18 protein-coding genes are annotated in these 17,576 nt (G+C 68.9%); 11 read left to right on the top strand and 7 right to left on the bottom strand.

All coding sequences use genetic code 11. The annotated features are described in order from the left end of the window. Nucleotides 1-23: 23 nt before the first annotated feature. From BTZ20_RS01570 to BTZ20_RS01555, 4 genes are all read right to left on the bottom strand, one after another. Nucleotides 24-326, bottom strand: coding sequence for a hypothetical protein (locus BTZ20_RS01570; RefSeq protein WP_077040138.1), 303 nt, complete (start codon nucleotides 324-326; stop codon nucleotides 24-26). Then, nucleotides 290-1,768, bottom strand: a complete 1,479-nt coding sequence (locus BTZ20_RS27050; RefSeq protein WP_077040137.1) for a signal peptidase I — start codon at nucleotides 1,766-1,768, stop codon at nucleotides 290-292. The genes BTZ20_RS01570 and BTZ20_RS27050 overlap by 37 nt, the downstream gene beginning before the upstream one ends. Before the next feature lie 7 nt (nucleotides 1,769-1,775). Continuing rightward, complete coding sequence (locus tag BTZ20_RS01560; protein WP_077040136.1) at nucleotides 1,776-2,321, bottom strand: SipW-dependent-type signal peptide-containing protein; 546 nt, start codon at nucleotides 2,319-2,321, stop codon at nucleotides 1,776-1,778. A gap of 252 nt (nucleotides 2,322-2,573) precedes the next feature. Next, nucleotides 2,574-3,095 carry an alternate-type signal peptide domain-containing protein gene (locus BTZ20_RS01555; RefSeq protein WP_077040135.1) on the bottom strand — a complete coding sequence of 174 codons (522 nt, stop codon included), beginning with the start codon at nucleotides 3,093-3,095 and terminating at the stop codon, nucleotides 2,574-2,576. 611 nt (nucleotides 3,096-3,706) lie between these two features. Here BTZ20_RS01555 and BTZ20_RS01550 point away from each other — a divergent pair. The 6 genes from BTZ20_RS01550 (at nucleotide 3,707) to BTZ20_RS01525 (ending at nucleotide 9,269) form a co-directional block, all read left to right on the top strand. Continuing rightward, nucleotides 3,707-4,315, top strand: coding sequence for a response regulator transcription factor (locus tag BTZ20_RS01550; protein ID WP_223263871.1), 609 nt, complete (start codon nucleotides 3,707-3,709; stop codon nucleotides 4,313-4,315). Then, nucleotides 4,312-5,499 (top strand): sensor histidine kinase, encoded by a 1,188-nt coding sequence (locus BTZ20_RS01545; RefSeq protein ID WP_077043392.1) that lies wholly within the window; start codon nucleotides 4,312-4,314, stop codon nucleotides 5,497-5,499. The genes BTZ20_RS01550 and BTZ20_RS01545 overlap by 4 nt, the downstream gene beginning before the upstream one ends. Further along, nucleotides 5,496-6,536 carry a hypothetical protein gene (locus BTZ20_RS01540; protein ID WP_077040133.1) on the top strand — a complete coding sequence of 347 codons (1,041 nt, stop codon included), beginning with the start codon at nucleotides 5,496-5,498 and terminating at the stop codon, nucleotides 6,534-6,536. Before BTZ20_RS01545 ends, BTZ20_RS01540 begins: the two co-directional genes overlap by 4 nt. Before the next feature lie 135 nt (nucleotides 6,537-6,671). Beyond that, the gene (locus tag BTZ20_RS01535; protein WP_083742451.1) at nucleotides 6,672-6,971 is read left to right on the top strand and encodes a LuxR C-terminal-related transcriptional regulator; all 300 of its coding nucleotides are present in this window, start codon (nucleotides 6,672-6,674) and stop codon (nucleotides 6,969-6,971) included. Nucleotides 6,972-7,017: 46 nt separating this feature from the next. Then, nucleotides 7,018-8,196 carry a sensor histidine kinase gene (locus tag BTZ20_RS01530; RefSeq protein ID WP_145982160.1) on the top strand — a complete coding sequence of 393 codons (1,179 nt, stop codon included), beginning with the start codon at nucleotides 7,018-7,020 and terminating at the stop codon, nucleotides 8,194-8,196. Then, nucleotides 8,181-9,269, top strand: coding sequence for a hypothetical protein (locus BTZ20_RS01525; protein ID WP_077040131.1), 1,089 nt, complete (start codon nucleotides 8,181-8,183; stop codon nucleotides 9,267-9,269). Before BTZ20_RS01530 ends, BTZ20_RS01525 begins: the two co-directional genes overlap by 16 nt. Before the next feature lie 34 nt (nucleotides 9,270-9,303). On the opposite strand, the gene BTZ20_RS01520 is transcribed toward BTZ20_RS01525, so the two are convergent. Further along, nucleotides 9,304-10,065 (bottom strand): SDR family NAD(P)-dependent oxidoreductase, encoded by a 762-nt coding sequence (locus tag BTZ20_RS01520; protein ID WP_077040130.1) that lies wholly within the window; start codon nucleotides 10,063-10,065, stop codon nucleotides 9,304-9,306. A 169-nt stretch (nucleotides 10,066-10,234) separates the two neighbouring features. Here BTZ20_RS01520 and BTZ20_RS01515 point away from each other — a divergent pair, with 169 nt between their 5' ends. Continuing rightward, on the top strand, nucleotides 10,235-10,957 hold the full coding sequence (locus tag BTZ20_RS01515; RefSeq protein ID WP_077040129.1) for a FadR/GntR family transcriptional regulator: 723 nt from the start codon (nucleotides 10,235-10,237) through the stop codon (nucleotides 10,955-10,957). Then, on the top strand, nucleotides 10,954-11,634 hold the full coding sequence (locus BTZ20_RS01510) for a sterol desaturase family protein (RefSeq protein ID WP_077040128.1): 681 nt from the start codon (nucleotides 10,954-10,956) through the stop codon (nucleotides 11,632-11,634). Before BTZ20_RS01515 ends, BTZ20_RS01510 begins: the two co-directional genes overlap by 4 nt. Nucleotides 11,635-11,642: 8 nt before the next feature. Here the strand turns inward: BTZ20_RS01510 and kstD are convergent, their stop codons facing one another. Continuing rightward, nucleotides 11,643-13,358, bottom strand: a complete 1,716-nt coding sequence (kstD, locus tag BTZ20_RS01505; RefSeq protein ID WP_077040127.1) for a 3-oxosteroid 1-dehydrogenase — start codon at nucleotides 13,356-13,358, stop codon at nucleotides 11,643-11,645. Nucleotides 13,359-13,404: 46 nt separating this feature from the next. Further along, complete coding sequence (locus BTZ20_RS01500; RefSeq protein WP_077040126.1) at nucleotides 13,405-14,025, bottom strand: TetR/AcrR family transcriptional regulator; 621 nt, start codon at nucleotides 14,023-14,025, stop codon at nucleotides 13,405-13,407. A 272-nt stretch (nucleotides 14,026-14,297) separates the two neighbouring features. On the opposite strand from BTZ20_RS01500, the gene BTZ20_RS01495 reads away from it, so the two are divergent. The 3 genes from BTZ20_RS01495 to BTZ20_RS01485 all read left to right on the top strand — a co-directional run bounded on the left by BTZ20_RS01495 (nucleotide 14,298) and on the right by BTZ20_RS01485 (nucleotide 17,573). Continuing rightward, a complete protein-coding gene (locus BTZ20_RS01495) occupies nucleotides 14,298-15,917 on the top strand; it encodes a long-chain-fatty-acid--CoA ligase (RefSeq protein ID WP_077040125.1) in 1,620 nt (539 codons plus the stop codon). Nucleotides 15,918-15,965: 48 nt separating this feature from the next. Next, nucleotides 15,966-16,814, top strand: coding sequence for a 3-hydroxybutyryl-CoA dehydrogenase (locus BTZ20_RS01490; protein ID WP_077040124.1), 849 nt, complete (start codon nucleotides 15,966-15,968; stop codon nucleotides 16,812-16,814). Nucleotides 16,815-16,898: 84 nt separating this feature from the next. Next, nucleotides 16,899-17,573 (top strand): hypothetical protein, encoded by a 675-nt coding sequence (locus BTZ20_RS01485; RefSeq protein WP_077040123.1) that lies wholly within the window; start codon nucleotides 16,899-16,901, stop codon nucleotides 17,571-17,573. Nucleotides 17,574-17,576: the final 3 nt, after the last annotated feature.

Below are 17,576 nucleotides of genomic sequence, written 5' to 3'. Positions count from 1 at the left end.
TAATTCGGCGCCGAAGCGGGCTGCTACTTGACGAGTTCCGCGATCGCGGCCGGCACGTCACCGGTCTTCGGGTCGACCTTCGTCTTCTTCCAGCCCGACGAACCATCAACCACGTACAGCGCGTCGGCGTCGATGATCCACAGCCGGTCGGCCCCGTCCTGCCACTTCACCATCGCGTTCGCACCCGCCGGGGTGCTGAACACCTCGGCACCCGAGGCATCGGTCACCACCGCGTTCGAACCGGACACTCCGGCCTTGTACGTTCCCGACGGCGACGGATTGCTCAGAGTCAGACCGCCGAGCGTCGGCGAGGACTCCTGTGCCACAACGGCCTCCGCCGCGGCGGGGGCTCGGTCGTCGTCGTGGTCGGCGGCGCGGTCGTCGTGGTGGTCGTGGTGGTCGTCGGCACGGTCGTCGTGGTCGACGGTGCAGTCGTCGTGGTCGGCGCGGTCGTCGTCGTGGACGGCGGCGCAGTCGTCGTGGTCGGCGCGGTCGTCGTGGTCGTCGTCGTGGACGGCGGCGCAGACGTCGTGGACGGCGCGGTCGTCGTCGTGGACGGCGGCGCAGACGTCGTGGACGGCGCGGTCGTCGTGGACTCAGGCGCAGCCGCTCGGGCCATCATCGCCTCGGCCCCACCGGGAGCCATCAGCGCCTGGGATCCGCTGGAGATCTTGCCGTCGCACTTGATGTTCCAGAGCGTGAAGGCCCAGATCTTCTCGCCGACCATGCCGGTTCCGACCTGCCCGTTCCGCACCGCTTTCACCTCGATACGGGACGACGAGGCCGTCTCGTAGACGTTGTTGTAGGCGTTCACATCGATGTAGACCTGGTCACCCTTGTTCGGCGGAATCGTGGGATTCCAGCTGCCACCCCAGGCGTCATAAAGCTTGATGTCGTACGTGTAGCCAGGCCCGAGATGCTCCCACTTCATTCGGACGTAGCTGCTGTTGCTCTCGCAGCCCAGCCACTTCGGAGCGGGCAGGAAGTCGATCGCCGATCCGAACGAGCTTGTCGCGGCGGACGTCTTGGTCCACGCGGCGCTGGTGCCGGCGACCTGCGTCATGCCGAGCACCGCCAACGACGCCGCACCGAGGGCCATCAGCGACCGAGCCGGCACCGCGAAACGCTGTGTCGGAGCGTCGGTTCCGGCCGCCGCGTCCTGGCTCGGCTGCGACATCACCTGATCCTGCATCGACACTGTCTGGTCCTGTTCGGCCGGGGCGCCACCGGTTCCGGCATCCCCATTGTCATCGCCCTTGCGGCCCGAGGTGGGACGGAAAGCGATGACCATCAGGCCGCCGACAAAGGCGCCGCCGAGGAAGATCGCGATCGGCGAGGACAGCCAGGCCACCACGTATCCCAGTCCGGGAAGGCTGAAGAACACCCGATCGGCCTCGGTGACCGTGTACGGGGAGATGTCGGCGTCCTGGTTCGCGTCGCCCTTGAGGATCAGCACGGAGCTGTCGCCGTCGGCGGAGACGATCTCGTGCACGCGGTGGGTGATCCGCGTGCCCTGCTCGTTCTGGACGCTGACGATGTCGCCGACGCTCAGCTCGGAGGCCGGCACGGGCTTCGAGAGCGCGAGGGCCCCGGTGGAGATCTCGGGAGACATCGACCCGGAGCGGAAGATCAGCGGCTTGATGCCGAAGAAGAACGACGCCGCGGCGGCCAGGACGCAGATCAGGCCCGCGATGGCGCCCACATTCAGGGCGATGTCACGCCCGGAGCGAGAACTCGTGGAATCCACTGGATTCTGGTGGTCGGTCATGGCGCGCTCAGGCCGTCGTCGCGTTGAAGTTGAACGAGGTGTTGACCGTCTGGTTCTGCGCGGCCGTCGGCGCCGTCGAGTCCAACACCACCTGGAAGCAGAGGGTCTCGCTCACGCCGTTGGCCAGCGAACGACCCGTCCCGATCAGGTTGGCCGATCCGCCCGACACCAGGGCGATGCTGTTCGCGATCACCGTGCCACCGCTGCACGCCGTACCGTTCGACGTCCCGGTGGACACCGTCACCTTCAGGTACTGCGCCAACGCCGAGGACGTCGACGACGCCGCCATCGTGTACGAGAACGGGCCCGAACCGTTGTTCTTCACCGGCAGCGTCGCCGCCACACTGTTGCCCGGCATCATCCCGGTCTTGGTCAGGGTCGTGAACCCGACAGTCGACCCGGAATCCCCGTTGAGCTGCAGATCGATCGAACCCGTGCTGAACACACCGGAGGTCGCCGTCGCCGTGTCACTCCATGCCGCCAGCGTCCCGATCGCTCCGAGACCCAGCACGATCCCCAACGACGCAATCGCCCGCGGCTTTCGCCCCGACATCACAGAACGCGCCCGGGCGCCCAGCCCCGACACCGAACTCGAAACCTCTTGACGAGACATTGATGTGCCTTTCCTGCTCAGTCCTACGGGGCGCCGCGGCGCCGAAAGTCGATGTGTGCGTGGCGATGCCGACGCGGGAAGCGATTGATCACCCGACCCGCGATCCCCGCATCGGTCGTCGGCCCGGGATCGGGCCGGGCCGACTACCGATGCCTGCGGGTGCTCGCCGGATGACGGCCAGGCGGATTCGAGCTAGTTCTGCTGCAGCTTGACGGCGAAGTTCGACAGGTTGACGCTCTGCCCCTGTGCGGTGGTGCCGGTGGTGGCGTTGTTGAAGGTGAACTTCACCTTCACGTCAACCGTGCTGTTGTCGTTGGCCTCGGTGATGGCCCCACCGGCCAGCGGTGCGCCGCCGATGGTCGCGACGGTCTCCTGCCCCAGAGCCGCGAGGAGCTCGGCGCCACCGGTGATCGTGGCGGGGTCGGCCGTCAGGGTCGCGTGCAGGTTCTTACCCTTCGCGCCGACGTTGAAGCTGGCGTTGTAGACGACGACGTCGCCGGGCACGGCCTTGAACTGGGAGATGTCGGCGATGGCGGTGCCGTTGCCTTCGGTCCATCCCGTAGAACCCGTCTGCGTCAGCGACAAGGTGCCGGAGTTCACGGCGCCGCCACCGACAGTCTGCGAGGAGTTCCATGCGGCCATGGTGCCCGCGCCACCTGCGAGGAGGAGTGCGGCCGCGCCGGCGGCGATGGCGCCCTTGGTCTGCTTGTTCATGTATGAGCTCAGCTTTCGTCGGACCCCCGTCGGGGGTCAGGGAGAGTCGGTGATCGGATCTGGTTACGTGCGCCCGGTCGGGTGGGCTCGGTTTCGGACATCCGTGCTCGTTCAGAGGGTCTCGACATCGCGGCCGGTTCGCAGGTGAGGCGGTGCCTGACTCCGGTAACCGGTTTGCGATTGCATGTGTTTATCACAACGCCGTATCGAATTTCCGGGCTTTCAGGGCAACTGTCCAAATGATCTTGAACATCTGTCCAGAACCATTTCATTTCCCGATAGAGCGAGCCAGATCCATCGCCTACCAGTGACTATCCGTTACACATGCCCCTGAATCGACTGTCCCTCATTCGGCGGATACCGCGCCCGAAATCGATTACGTAACGTAATTACACTTCGCATGGAATGGTGAATGCCGGTCGAGCCCTCGAGCGTCGAGGCCGGCTGTTAACGTCATCCGCAGCCCGCCCGATAACGCGATGGGCACGGTGCCGAGAACCCCCGGTGCGAGGAGCAGATTGACCGAGAATTCGTCGAACGCAGACCATCTCCCCTTGGCCGAAGTGGGCCCACGACGCGTCGGCATCGTCGAGGACCACGAATCCGTCGCAATGGGCCTCGAGGCGATGCTGGCCGACCAACCGGATCTGGTGATCGTGGCGTCGGCCCCCACCGTGCCCGAACTGCTCACGCTCGGAGTCGATCTGGATCTCGTGATCCTCGACCTTCGACTCTCCGACGGCTCCTCCCCCAAGACGAATGTCGAGCAACTACGGGCCGCAGGACTCGAGACGCTCGTGTTCACGGGGGCGGAGAATCCCTACCTGGTGCGGCTCGCCGCCAAGGCCGGGGTACTCGGCGTGCTGCGTAAGTCCGAGCCCACCGCCACCGTCGTCGCCGCTATCACCGCGGCCGCGAACGGCGAGCAGGTGGTGACCACCGAATGGGCCGCCGCGATCGACGGCGACCCCGGCCTGCACGACGTCGGCCTCAGCCCTCGCCAACGAGATGTGCTCGCGCTCTATGCCTCCGGCGAGAAAGCCGCCCGCGTCGCCAGCCTCACCGGCCTCGCCCCGCACACCGTCAACGACTACCTGGCCAGGATCCGGGCCAAGTACGCCGAAGCCGGCAGGCCCGCCCGGACCAAAACCGATCTGTACAAGCGGGCGGTGGAGGACGGGTGGCTGCCGCCACCGCTGCTGCACCCCGGCCGGCCGTGACCACACCGGCGAACAGTCGGCGCGACGAGTCCTCCGATCACATCTCACGGATGGTCGCGCGGTTGATCAGCGCCGGCTACGCGGCCTACCTGATCCTGCTGTTGCCTGCCGCGATATCCATGGCACCGCGGATGGACGCCTGGTGGACCCCCGTCATCGTGGCCGCCGTGTACGGGTCGGGGCTGCTACCCGGCGCGCTGTCGTTCCGCCGCGACACCCGGCCCATGCGAATCGCCTCCGGGGTCGCTGCGACGGCGTTCCTGCTGGCGGTGTTCAGCTGGCCCCTGGCCTGGAACGGCCCCCCACTCCCCAGTGGCGAGCTCCTGTGGTTGGCCACCTTCCCTGGCCTGGCGAGCCTCGCGGTCGTTTCGACATGGCCGACATGGGTGATGTTCGCGCACTTGATGATCGGGTGCGTCGCGGTCCAGATCGTCAATTTCGCCGCACACGAGGACGCCCCAAGGGAGCTGCTGCTCCCGGAGATCACCTTTGCCATCATGTTCTGCACGCTCTTCGTCGGCGCGGCGGTGATGGCGCTGCGCACCGGCCGGGTCCTCGATGCCACCACCGACGCCACCCACGCCGCGGCGGCCGCCGCAGCCGCACGTCGCGCCCGCACCGTCGAACGGGAACGCTTCGACGCACTGATCCACGACGGCGTGATGTCCACCCTGCTGGCCGCGTCCCGGTTGGGTGCGACGCCCGCGGTCAGCCGTCTCGCGACCACGACCCTCCGCCAGCTCGATGCCCTGCGCGACGGTCGGGGCGCGCAGGAGCATTTCGGCTGTGAGGAGGCGCTCTCCCTCCTCCGCGCTGCGGCGACCGATGTGGACGAGGGAGTCGCGTTGCGCGTCGAAAGGCACGACAGCGCAGAGACTCTCACCGTCCCGGCCGAGACGGCCCGGGCCCTGGCCGCGGCCCTGGCGGAGGCACTGCGCAACAGCAGTCGCCACGCGGGCGAGGCGGCGACCCGCTCGGTGGAGGTCGCGGTGGCACGGGAGGGGATCGCCGTCATCGTCGCGGACGACGGGCGGGGCTTCGACCCCGCCGCGGTCCCCGCACACCGACTCGGGGTGTCCGTGAGCATCCACGGGCGGATGCGACAGCTCCACGGCGGGTCCGCCCGGATCGAGACCGCGCCGGGGGCAGGCACCCGGGTCCACCTGGCCTGGAGCTCGTCATGAGCACCGCGGGCGGAACGCGGGACGTCCGTGAGCTGCTCGGGTTGCACACGCGCGGAGCGAAGGCCCTCGTCGCGGCCTATGTGCTGACCTTCCTGCTGCTCTCCCTCAGCTCGAGCCCAGGACCCGGCGCGGTGTGGGCTGAGCTGGCGGCCTGGCTCGTCGTCAGCGCCGGCGCGATCACCCTCGTCCGGATCGCGGGAGACCCGTTGCCATTCCGTCCGGCGGTGGCAATGGCACTCGCGGGCCCGATCGCGCTCAACCTGGTGCTGTCCGTGGTCCCCGTCCCGGTCGACGGGCTGCTGCAGACCTGGCCGCTTGGCGCGGGAACCGCGATCCTGGCGTACATGTGCGTGCGCGGCCGGATCGCGCTCGGCTGGCTCGGCATGACGGCGATGCTCGCCAGCTGCGTGCTGTGGGCGATGCGTACCGGGCAGGGTGCCGGCTACGGCCTCGGCATGTCGGCGATCAACATGGCGCCACTGCTGATGGCCACCTTCGTCGCCTACACCGTCCGGCCCGCCGCGAGAGAGATCTTCGAGCTCCGCGAGCAGACCGTCCGGCGCGTCGCCGCCGAGGCCGCCGACTCCGCGGTGCTCGAGGAACGCGACCGGCAACTGCGGCGCCTCGACGAGCTGGCCAGGCCGCTGCTCGACCGGATCGCCACCGGCGTCGAACTCGATGAGGACGAGCGGATCGCCTGCGGACTACTCGAGGCGCACCTGCGCGACATCCTGCGTGCCCCTGGCCTTTCCGGACCTGTCGTGTCCGCCGCCGCTCGCGCCGCCCGGGGCAGGGGAGTCGAGGTCGTCCTGCTCGACGACCGTGCCGTGGACGACGGGGGCGGGGCGCCCGACCGATTCCTCGGCATGGTGGCGGCCGAGCTCGCCGCGGCGACCGACGGGGCGATCACGGTGCGCGTCCTACCCCCCGGCCGCGCCACGATGGCAACGGTGCTCGCCAGCAGCGCCGACCGGGTTCGACGCACCGAGTTCGACCACGACGGCCACCCCACGGACGCCGAAGCTTCGCTCAGCTAACCGTGCCCCTGGTTTCATGGGCAGGAAACTGCCGTCTCGGCAGATCGCGTCCCACCCCATAGCCTCGATCCGCAAGGAGGGCCCGCGACGAGGGGTCGTGCCCTCGGCCAGCCGCGTACGTCCGGGGGTCGTGACATGAGAACCGCAGTCGACGAACAGCACCACCATGCGCACGCCCTCGCGGCGCGACCGGAACCGCGCAGCCTGCGCCGGCCGTCGCTGTCGCCGCGCGAGGTCGAGGTGCTGCTCCAGTGGCTGCGCTGCGATTCCAAGAACACCGTCGCCGCCGACCTGTACCTGTCCGTCGGCACTGTGAACACCCATCTCGCACGCATCCGCGCCAAGTACAACCAGGTCGGCCGCTCGGCCCCGACGAAGGCGGCACTCGTCGCACGCGCCGTCCAGGACGAGTTGATCTCGCTCGACGAGCTGTGAATCGGCCTTCCGCCGTGCCCGCGTGAATGACGGACCGCCGACGCGGATGACGAGACGCGCCAATCGGATCGGCACCGCCGAAGAGAAGATCATCCGCACCTTTGCCCGCGTGATCGGCGCCGGAGCGCTGGTCTTTTGCGTGGTGCTGATTCCCATCCTCATCATCCAGTCCCGTGAGCTCGCACCGTGGTACACCCCGGTGGCCGCGGTTGTCGTCTTCGCTCCCCTGCTCGCCCTGTGGCCCGCAAGCTTCGCCAAGGACCTCCGTTGGGTTCGCGGACTCGGCCCGCTCTGCGCCGCGACCTACCTCCTCGCGGCAGCCGGCTGGCTGGTCGCGCTGCAGGGACAGATCTCGCCGACCCGCGAGGTGTGGATGTCCGCGATCCCTGGCCTGGTGGCGATGGCGGCGGCGTTGAGCTGGCGGCCGGCGCCGAGCGTGCTGTACCTCGTGGTCAGCGCCAGCACTGCAGAAGTGATCCGTCACGTCACCCGCGGTGACTCACAGAGTCCACTGCTGGCGGAGACCTTCAACGTCGTGATGACCAACAGCCTGTTCGTCGTCGCGACCATCGCCGCGGTCCAATCCGGACGCACCCTCGACCGCACCCTCGCCGCAGCCGAGCGCCAGTCCGCGGCGACCGCCGCCGCCTCCGCGCGGAACGTGGAACGCAAACGGTTCGACGGGCTCATCCACGACCGCATCATGTCGACGATGCTCGGCATCTACCGGCATGGCAACACCGATCATCTCAGCGGGCAGTCGGCCGTCGCGCTGGCTGAACTCGATCGGCTACGCGCCAGCGACGTCGCCACCGAGGACCTCGACGTGGACGCCGCGGTGGCGCTGATCCGCACCGCGCTGGTCGAGGTCGACGAGAACGCGTCAGTCGACCTCGAGGTCCGGGACGCGGCGCTGACCGTTCCCAGGGAGGTCGCGCGCGCGATGGCCTCCGCCGCTGCCGAGGCGCTGCGGAACAGCCTGCGGCACGCCGACCACCCGGAGGTGGAGGCCGACCGACTGGTGGTCATCGATGTGGACACCGAGGGCCTGCGGGTGCTTGTCGCCGACAACGGCCGCGGCTTCGATCCGGCCCGGGTCCCGCAGTACCGCTTGGGGATCAGCGTGAGCATCAGTGCACGCATGACAGCGGCCGGCTGCACCTCGGAGATCCACTCGATCCCGGACCGCGGCACCCAGGTCACGCTCCGATGGGCGGCGCCGTGAGCGGGATCCCGCCGCGCGACGTGCGCGACGTGCGCGTGCTGCTCGGCATGGACCGTCCGGCGGCGAAGGTGCTCACCGCACTGTTCTGCCTGAGCTTCACCGTGGCGGCCCTCGCCAATCTCGACGGGGTGCAGCACGTCTGGCCGATCGTCCTGGCAGCCGTGCTGGTCACCGCCGCGGCTGTGGTGATCATCGCCGTCCCCGGGGACCCGCTGCCGATGGCCTACACGCTCGCACTCGCCGCTCTCGGACCGGTCGCGTGCGCACTGGTCCTGTGGCAGCTGCCCGTGCCGGGCTGGACTCTGGACTCCGCCTGGCAGATTCGCGCGGTGACCGCTGTGCTGGTGTACATGTCGGTGCGCGGCCGTGCGCCGTACGCCTTTGCCGGCGCCGCGCTGATGGTCCTCACCAGCGGGGCCTGGTCCGACGCGACGGGCCAGGGCTGGGGCACCGGAATCCGTTTGGCTTCAATCAATCTCGCACCCGTGCTGATGTCGGTGTTCTTCGCGTTCAGCATCCGACCGGTTGGCCCCGCGGTGTTCAGGCTGCGCGAGCAGGAGTCCGAGCGGGCCGCCGACGAGGCGATGACCCAGGCCGTGCTGCGCGAACGCGACTCCCAGCTCACCCGGCTGGACCTGCTTGCCCGGCCGCTCCTCGAGCGGTCCGCGACCGGGGACGAGTTCGGCGACAGATGCCGCGAGGAATGCGGACTACTGGAGGAGCGCTTGCGCGATACCCTCCGTGCTCCCGTGCTCGCGTCCGACGAGGGGGTCAGCCGCGCCGTGGAATCGGCCAGGAAGCGCGGGGCCAGGGTGATCCTCCTCGACGACGGCGGACTCCGCGACGGACCGGAAGCCCTGGTGTCGCAACTGCACTCCGCGCTGATCGACGCCCTGCACGAGATCGAGGGCGGGACGTTGACCGCCCGCGTCCTGCCCGCGGGGCGGGCGACCGCGGCAACCATCCTGTCCGAGAACGGCGCGCGGGTCGGTCGCGTCGAGCTCGGTCACGACGGCAGGGTGCACACCGAGGTACGCCACGGCGGCATGCGCGAGATCGTTCCTCAGCGCTGATGCGGCGTGTTCCCGGCACCGCACAGCGGCACGATCAGGTGATCGTGAGTCCGCCGTCGACCGGGATGGTCTGCCCGGTGACATAGGCGGCCGCATCCGAGGCGAGCCAGACGAGGGTGGCGGCGAGTTCCTCCGGGTCGCCGATCCGGCCGAGGACCAACCGCGGCGCCATGCTGTCGAGGTAGCCGTCCTGGTAGGAATCGGTCATCTCGGACTTGAAGAAACCGGGCGCGATCGCGTTCACCCGGATACCCCTTCTGGTGCCCCACTGCTGGGCCAGGTCGCGGGTCAGTCCGATCAGCCCGGCCTTGCTGGCGGCGTAGGCGGCCTGGGGCAACCCCGCGGTGGTCAGGCCGAGGACGCTGGAGATGTTGACGATCGCCGAACCCGGCGCCATCACCCGGCCACAGGCCTGCGCGGCCCAGTAGGCACCGTTCAGGTTGATGTCGATCACCTGCCGGAACTGTTCCGGCGTCTCCCGCGTCGCAGGATGCGCCGTGCCGATCCCGGCGTTGTTGACCAACACGTCCACCCGGCCGAAGCGCTCCATGGCGGCATCGATCATGTGCTGGGCCTGGCCCGGATCGGCGATGTCGGTCGACACGCACAGCGCCTCTCGGCCGGTGTTGCGCACGAGCTCGGCTGTCCGCTCGAGCTTGTCGACGCGACGGGCCGCGAGCACGATGTCGGCGCCCGCCTCCGCACAGGCGACCGCGAAGGCCACCCCCAGACCCGACGAGGCGCCGGTCACGACGACGACCTTGTTGTCCAGCCGGAAACTGTCCAGGATCCCCATCGCGTTCTCCTTCCGAAGGCTTCTAAGCGTGCGCTTAGTTTAGGGCATCGGCGCCGCGCGCCCGTGCGCGGTTGATGAGTCCAGACACTCGCCAACCGCGCACGGGCAGCGCAGGTTCAACTGGTCTTACCACTTGACCACTGACCACATCGGGCCTAGCGTCGGTCACATGACCTTCGAGCCGATCGTGCGGCAGTCCGCGTCAGGCGCCGTGTTCGAACAGATCACCGCCCGCGTCCTCGGCGGCGAGCTCGCCGCGGGCGATTCGCTCCCGAGCGAGCGCCACCTGGCGGAAGCGCTCGGGGTCTCCCGCCCCGCCGTCCGGGAGGCGCTGCAGAAGCTGGCGCACTCCGGCCTGGTCGAGGTGCGGCAGGGGGATTCGACGTCGGTCAAGGACTTCCGGCGCCACGGCGGCCCCGAGCTGCTGCCGCGACTCCTCATCCGTGACGGGCAGCCCGACTGGACCGTGGTGCGCAGCGTCCTCGAGGCCCGCACCATGATCGGCTCTCAGGTCGCCCGGCTGGCGGCCGCCCGGTCGGGGACCGAACTCGCCACCCAGCTGCGGGACGCGGTCCACGCGCTCGGCACGGACGACGACCCCGTCGCCCTGCAACGGCACGCGCTGGCCTTCTGGGAATGCGTCGTCGACGGCGCCGACTCCATCGCCTTCCGCCTGATCTTCAACAGCCTGCGTCAGGCCTACGAACCCACGATGGCTGCCCTCGGTGAGGTGATGAAGGCCGAAGTGGGCCGAACGGACGCGTACATCCGCCTCGCCGACGCCATCGCCGAACGGGACGAGGACGCCGCGGAGCGCCTGGCCGTCGAGCTCCTGGAGCTGGGCACCACCGCGATCAGCACCATCATCGACAGCACGGAGGGAACGAGATGAGCACGGATACCCGGCCCGCGCGCGGCAGGAAGCCCGTCGATCTGCGCACCGCCGCAACGGAATTCTGGCGACATCCCTCCCCATGGATGATCTCGGCGATCCTGGTGACCGCGCTGGCCGGCCGCCTCGTCGTCGGCGACTGGCAGCTGAGCGACGCCATACTGCCGGTCGTCATGCTGGCCGCGTTCCCGTTCGTCGAGTGGACCATCCACGTCTGCATCCTGCACTGGCGACCGAAGACCGTCGCGGGCGTGACGCTCGATTCCCTGCTCGCCCGGAGTCACCGCGAACACCACGCGGACCCGCGCGACGTGCCGCTGATCTTCATTCCGTGGCAGACCCTGGTCTGGCTGATCCCGACCCTGGCCGTGCTCGCGATGCTCGCCTTCCCCCGACCGGGCCTCGCCCTCACCTTCCTCACCGTCATCGGCGCGATCGGACTCGTGTACGAGTGGACGCATTACCTGATCCACAGCGACTACCGCCCGAAATCCCGTATTTACCATGCGATCTGGCTCAACCATCGCCAGCACCACTACAAGAACGAGCACTACTGGTTCACCGTCACCACCGCCGGCACCGCCGACCGGGTGCTGCACACGTACCCGGATGCCAAGCAGGTGCCGACATCGCCGACGGCGAAGAACCTACACGCGGGCGCGGCGCGCGGCGCCTGAGCCTGCGCCTAGGGCGTGTGTCCGGACGAGTGGCCGGCGGCGTCGAGCGCCGCGAGGTAGCCGAACACGATCGCGGGTCCGATGGTCGCGCCGGGACCGGCGTAGGTGTGGCCCATGACGGGCGAGCTGGTGTTGCCAGCGGCGTAGAGCCCCTCGATGATCGACCCGTCCTCGCGCAGCGCCCGGCCTGCGCTGTCGGTGTTCACGCCACCCTTTGTTCCCAGGTCTCCCGGCACCATCTTCGCGGCGTAGAACGGCGCCTTGGTCAGCTCGCCGAGGCTGGGATTGGGCTTGTTGGTGATGTCGCCGTAGTAGTGGTCGTATTTGCTTTCCCCGCGGTGGAAGTCGGGGTCGGTGCCGGTGCGCGCGTGGGCGTTGAACCGCTCGATCGTCCCCGTGAGGGAGTGCTCGGGCACACCGATCTCGAGAGCCAGCTCGGCTATCGTCCCGGCGGTGACGATCGCTCCCGATCGCAGCCAGGATCGCGGCAGCGGCCTCCGGGCGGGGACACCGGCGAACAGATACCGATTCCGGTAGGTCTGGTCGAAGATCAGCCACGCCGGGAGGTTCTCGGCCGGGCCGTCGCCCTGCCCGTACGGTCCGCCGAACATCGCATGGGTCGCTTCGACATACGGCAGCGACTCGTTCATGAAGCGCTGCCCCCGATCGTTGACCATCAGGCTGCGGGGCAGCGACCGCTCCGCGAGGGCAAACCACGGCCCCTTCGGCAACGGGATCGACGGGGCCCACCAGGCGTCGTCCATGTAGGAGATCGCCGCGCCCGACTGCAGCGCGGCATTGATCCCGTCGCCCGTGTTGGTGGGAGCACCAAGAGTCCATTCTGCGCTGCTTGGCGCGCGGTGGTACCTCTCCCGCATCGCACCGTTGTTGTCGAACCCGCCGCACGCGAGCACCACCCCGCGCCGAGCGAGCAGGCGCGATCGGGTTCCGTCGCTCTCGATGACCACACCGGCCACCCGAGCTCCGTCGGTGATCAGATCCGTCATCGCCGTGTTGAGCCGCACGGGCACGCCCGCGGCGCGCACACCGATCATCAACTGCGACATCAGTGCCGGGCCCAGACCGAGCAGCTTCTGTCGGCGCGCCTTGGCCAGCATCGACCGAGCACCCACCTTCAGCATGCGCGCAGGGCCGCGCCAGCTCCGCAGCCCGGTGCTGAGCCACCGATAGTCGGACTGCTGGACCACGACATTGAGTGGCGCCTTCATATAGGGCGGATGCAGCGTGGCCAGATCCTCATCCGCAAGGGCGCGCGCATCGAACGGTGCCGGTTCACACGAACGCCCGGTGGCCCGCCCGCCGGGTGCTTCCGGGAAATAGTCGGAGTAGTCCTGCACCCATTGGAGCTTCAGCGCCGAGTTGTCGATCAGGAAGTCGAGGGCCTCGGGCCCCCGATCCACATACGCGGCAATGCGATCCGCGTCGGCGCCCTCCCCGACAATGCTGGTGAGGTAGTCGCTCGCCGCCTCGCGATCGTCCGAGGGCGCTTGGCTGCGCAACACCGAGTTACCCGGGATCCACACCCCGCCACCCGACCGCGCGGACGAGCCGCCCCAGAACTCCGACTTCTCGACGATCACCGTGCTGAGACCGTGCCTTGCGGCGGTGATGGCCGCAGCCATCCCCGCTGCGCCCGACCCCACCACGACCAGATCGACGATGCTGTCCGCGCCGTCTCGCGCGGCGACAGTCGACTCTGTCATTTCGAAACCTCCGTGTGTCCGTTCACCGGAATAAGCTTGCAAATCATCAGCTTTCGACCCCTTCACCCTCTGTGCCGTCTGCCGCTGCCCATCGGGGATGGAGGACCGCGGTGAGTGCCCCCTCGACGCAGACGGGAAGCGACGCCCCACGGTTCTGCGGGCTGCGTATCCACTGGCGGTAGCCGAACTCCGCGGCGGCGAGCATCAGGTGCACGAGAAGGCCGGGGTGACTGTCGATCTCGGGATCGCACCCCATTCGCTGTGCAGTGAGCTCAACGAGCCTTGCCCGGTGCTCGGGTGCGATCAGCGTGACGCGGTCCATCAGGTGGGGCGCGGTCCGGAAGGCGGCACGCCACGGATCGAGCTCCGCCGCGGTGAGGGTGGTCGAGCGGGCCAGGATCGCCCGCGCGAGCGCCTCGTCGGCAGGCTCGGATTCCGGGCGCTGTTCCACGAGCGCCACGATTCCGGCTCCACCCTCGTGCACCGGCTCCAGCAGCAGGTCCTCCTTGCTGCGCACGTGACGGAAGTACGTGCTCGGCGACACTCCCGCTGCCGCCGCGATCTGTTCGGTCGTCACGGCATCGAAGCCGTCCCGGGCGAACAACTCGAACGCGGCGCGCTGCAGGTCCGCACGAACCTGGAGGCGCTGCCTCTCACGTAGCGACATCGTCAATGCCTTCCTTTACGAAGAAACCGGGTACCGAGCTCACCAGCGATGCCATCTGCGATGAAATCGCTAATTGACAGCATCTCTAAATATGACAGTCTCTGTCAAGACCGCGAAGTGTGGAGTTACGCGGAGGGGCGTAGGTCTCGACCGCGAATCGGTGTCATCACGGCGTTCATCAGCGCATACCCACTTTTGTGGGTAGCGGCCGCCAGCGACAGGACCATAGCGTCGCGGCAACCGCCCATACGCCCGTCACTCGAGGTAGCCGCATGCCCACCACCCCGACCGCCCATCACTCCGAGCTCAGCCCGCTGCGCTTCCTGGAACGATCGGCGGCCGTCTTCCCCGAGCGCACCGCGATCATCCACGGCCACCGGCACTACACCTACCGGGAGTTCGCGGCGGAGGTCGAGCAGCTCGCACACGCGCTGCGCGGGCGGATCGAGCCAGGCGACCGGGTCGCCTACCTCTCGCCGAACACCCCGGAACTGTTGATGGCGCATTTCGCGGTGCCGCTGGCAGGGGGCGTGCTGATCGCGCTGAACTCGCGGCTGGCGGGTCCCGAGCTCGAATACATCCTCGAGCACTCGGGCACCCGCGTCCTGTTCGTCGACTCGGAGTTCCTCGGCTCGGTCACGACCGTCCGCGACCGGGTCCCGTCGGTGCACGAGATCATCGAGATCCCCGACTCGACCATCACACTCGCCGACCCGGTGACCGGCGTCGCGACCGCCGTCTACGACGACTTCCTGCGCACGGTCGACGCGGCGCAGGCCGAGCCCCTTGTGTGGGGCGTCGATGACGAGCAGCGGACCATCGCGATCAACTACACCTCGGGAACCACCGGAAAGCCCAAGGGCGTCATGTACTCCCACCGCGGGGCGTACCTGAACTCCTTCGGCGAGACCTTCCACAACGGTTTCACGGGGAACACCAAGTACCTGTGGACCCTGCCGATGTTCCACTGCAACGGATGGTGCACGCCCTGGGCCGTCACCGCCGCGGGTGGCACCCACGTGTGCCTGCGCGCGGTCCGGGCCGACGCCATCTGGGATGCCATCGACACGCTCGGCATCACCAACCTGTGCGGCGCGCCGACCGTGTGCTCGACCATCGCGGACGCGCCGCAGGCGCACCCCCTCGCGACCCCGCTGCGGATCACCACCGCGGGGGCTCCCCCGTCCCCGACGGTCATCGGGCAGCTCGAGACCCTCTGCGCGACGGTCGTGCACGTCTACGGCCTCACCGAGGTGTACGGGCCGTACACGATCTGCGAGTACCAGGAGTCCTGGGACGAGTGCTCGGCCGAGGAACGCGCGGTGCTGATCTCGCGGCAGGGCGTCGGCATGCTGCAGGCCGAGACGGCGCGCATCGTCGATCAGCAGATGCGCGACGTGCCCGCCGACGGCGAGACGATGGGCGAGATCGTGCTGCGCGGCAACAACGTGATGCTCGGCTACTACCGGGATCCCGAGGCCACCGCGGAGGCCTTCGCGGGCGGCTGGTTCCACACCGGGGACCTCGGCGTCATGCACCCGGACGGCTACATCCAGCTCAAGGACCGGGCGAAGGACATCATCATCTCCGGCGGCGAGAACATCTCGACCGTCGAGGTGGAGCAGGCCATCGTCTCGCACCCGGCGGTCGCCGACGTCGCGGTCGTGGGCGTGCCCGACAAGAAGTGGGGTGAGCGACCGAAGGCATTCGTGCTGCTCAGGCCGGGCGCGGAGGCGACGGTGGACCAGCTCGTCGCGCACACCCGTGGCCTGCTCGCCGGCTACAAAGTGCCAAGGGACATCGCCTTCGCCACGGACCTGCCGCGCACCCCCACCGGCAAGATCCTCAAGTACCAGCTGCGGTCCGGCGCCGAGGCCGCTACCCACGGGTAGCAGAATGACCCCCGAGACAAGACGACCGACACGCGTTTGGAGATGACAGTGGAGCTAGTCGGAGTGATCGGTGGCGGCACGATGGGTGCCGGCATCGCAGAGGTGTGTGCCAAGGCCGGGAGCTCGGTTCTCGTCCTGGAGACCAAGCAGGAGTTCGCGGACGCCGCCCAGGCCAGGATCGCGACCTCGATCGGCCGTGGCGTCGCCAAGGGCAAGATCACCCAGGAAGAGGCGGACGCCGCGATCGCGCGGGTGCGCGTGACCCTCGACATCGAGGAGTTCGCAGACCGCGACCTGGTCATCGAGGCCGCCCCGGAGATCGAGTCGCTGAAGTACGAGATCTTCGGCAAGCTCGACAAGATCGTCAAGCCGTCCGGCATCCTGGCGACCAACACCTCCTCGATCCCCGTCATCAAGGTCGCGGGCGCCACCCAGCGCCCCGAGCAGGTCGTCGGCGTGCACTTCTTCAACCCGGTGCCGGTGATGCCGCTGGTGGAGATCATCTCCACGCTGGTGACCTCCCCCGAGGCCGCCAAGGCCGTCACGGACTACGCCAAGAACACCCTGCGCAAGACCACCGTGCAGGCCGGGGACCGCTCGGGCTTCATCGTCAACGCGCTGCTCATCCCGTACCTCACGTCGGCGATCCGGATGCTCGAGTCCGGCTACGCCACCGCCGAGGACATCGACGCGGCCATGAAGGGCGGCTGCGGCTACCCTATGGGCCCGCTCACGCTGCTCGACACCGTCGGCCTCGACGTCACGCTGGCCGCGGCGGAGTCGCTGTACGCCGAGTTCGCCGAGCCGCACTACGCCCCGCCTGCGCTGCTGCGCCGGATGGTCGAGGCCGGTCGCCTCGGCAAGAAGTCGGGCCGCGGCTTCTACGATTACAGCTAGGCAGCTCCGCTGCCTGTGAGTCCTTCTGCCCCGTATGGGGACCAGAAGGACTCACGGGCGGCGCGGCCGCACGAGGGAGGCAAGATGACTCTGCTGATACCCGGCCGATTCAACGGCCCGGACAACTCCGGCAACGGGGGCTACGTCGCAGGCCTGCTCGCCTCGACCCTCGACCCGGGACCGGTCACCGTCTCGCTGCGCCGCCCGCCGCCGCTCGACATCCCGATGGATGTGGCCACCGCGGACGGTCGATCCGTTGCGCAGGACGGCGACGGTGCCATCGCCGAGGCCCGGCTCGCCGCCGCCGATGAGGAGCTGCCGCGGGTGCTCGCGGTCGATCTGCCTGCCGCACGAGCGGCGGCCGAGCGGTTCCCCGGCCACGTCGGTCACCCGTTCCCGCACTGCTTCGTGTGCGGCAACGCCCGCGACCGCGGCGACGGCCTGCGGCTGTTCTCGGGGCCGCTCGACGACGGGCGCTCCGCGTGCGTCTGGCACGTCGAACCCGACGTCGCCGGGCAGGCGGAGTTCGTCTGGGCCGCCCTCGACTGCCCCGGGGCGTGGACCGCGCACGACAAGATGCCGATGGTGCTCGGTTCGATCACCGGACTGGTCTCGGCGCTGCCCGAACCCGACGAGGATTGCATCGTGCTCGGCGAGTTCCTCGGCACCGAACGTCGCAAGGTGTGGACCGCGACCACCGCGTATGGGTCGGACGGCCGCGAACTCGGCCGCGCGCACGCCACGTGGATCACGATCTAGCGG

It is taken from the genome of Rhodococcus sp. MTM3W5.2, assembly GCF_001984015.1.
Taxonomy (GTDB): Bacteria; Actinomycetota; Actinomycetes; order Mycobacteriales; family Mycobacteriaceae; genus Rhodococcus_G; species Rhodococcus_G oryzae.
This window is presented reverse-complemented; position numbering and strand designations above follow the sequence as displayed.

What these genes read in the sequence shown, in the direction of transcription:
- BTZ20_RS27050 (WP_077040137.1), bottom strand. Translation starts at nt 1,768, where the DNA reads ATGACCGACCACCAGAATCCAGTGGATTCCACGAGTTCTCGCTCCGGG.
- BTZ20_RS01560 (WP_077040136.1), bottom strand. Translation starts at nt 2,321, where the DNA reads ATGTCGGGGCGAAAGCCGCGGGCGATTGCGTCGTTGGGGATCGTGCTG.
- BTZ20_RS01555 (WP_077040135.1), bottom strand. Translation starts at nt 3,095, where the DNA reads ATGAACAAGCAGACCAAGGGCGCCATCGCCGCCGGCGCGGCCGCACTC.
- BTZ20_RS01550 (WP_223263871.1), top strand. Translation starts at nt 3,707, where the DNA reads ATGGGCCTCGAGGCGATGCTGGCCGACCAACCGGATCTGGTGATCGTG.
- BTZ20_RS01540 (WP_077040133.1), top strand. Translation starts at nt 5,496, where the DNA reads ATGAGCACCGCGGGCGGAACGCGGGACGTCCGTGAGCTGCTCGGGTTG.
- BTZ20_RS01535 (WP_083742451.1), top strand. Translation starts at nt 6,672, where the DNA reads ATGAGAACCGCAGTCGACGAACAGCACCACCATGCGCACGCCCTCGCG.
- BTZ20_RS01530 (WP_145982160.1), top strand. Translation starts at nt 7,018, where the DNA reads ATGACGAGACGCGCCAATCGGATCGGCACCGCCGAAGAGAAGATCATC.
- BTZ20_RS01525 (WP_077040131.1), top strand. Translation starts at nt 8,181, where the DNA reads ATGGGCGGCGCCGTGAGCGGGATCCCGCCGCGCGACGTGCGCGACGTG.
- BTZ20_RS01520 (WP_077040130.1), bottom strand. Translation starts at nt 10,065, where the DNA reads ATGGGGATCCTGGACAGTTTCCGGCTGGACAACAAGGTCGTCGTCGTG.
- BTZ20_RS01515 (WP_077040129.1), top strand. Translation starts at nt 10,235, where the DNA reads ATGACCTTCGAGCCGATCGTGCGGCAGTCCGCGTCAGGCGCCGTGTTC.
- BTZ20_RS01510 (WP_077040128.1), top strand. Translation starts at nt 10,954, where the DNA reads ATGAGCACGGATACCCGGCCCGCGCGCGGCAGGAAGCCCGTCGATCTG.
- kstD (WP_077040127.1), bottom strand. Translation starts at nt 13,358, where the DNA reads ATGACAGAGTCGACTGTCGCCGCGCGAGACGGCGCGGACAGCATCGTC.
- BTZ20_RS01500 (WP_077040126.1), bottom strand. Translation starts at nt 14,025, where the DNA reads ATGTCGCTACGTGAGAGGCAGCGCCTCCAGGTTCGTGCGGACCTGCAG.
- BTZ20_RS01495 (WP_077040125.1), top strand. Translation starts at nt 14,298, where the DNA reads ATGCCCACCACCCCGACCGCCCATCACTCCGAGCTCAGCCCGCTGCGC.
- BTZ20_RS01485 (WP_077040123.1), top strand. Translation starts at nt 16,899, where the DNA reads ATGACTCTGCTGATACCCGGCCGATTCAACGGCCCGGACAACTCCGGC.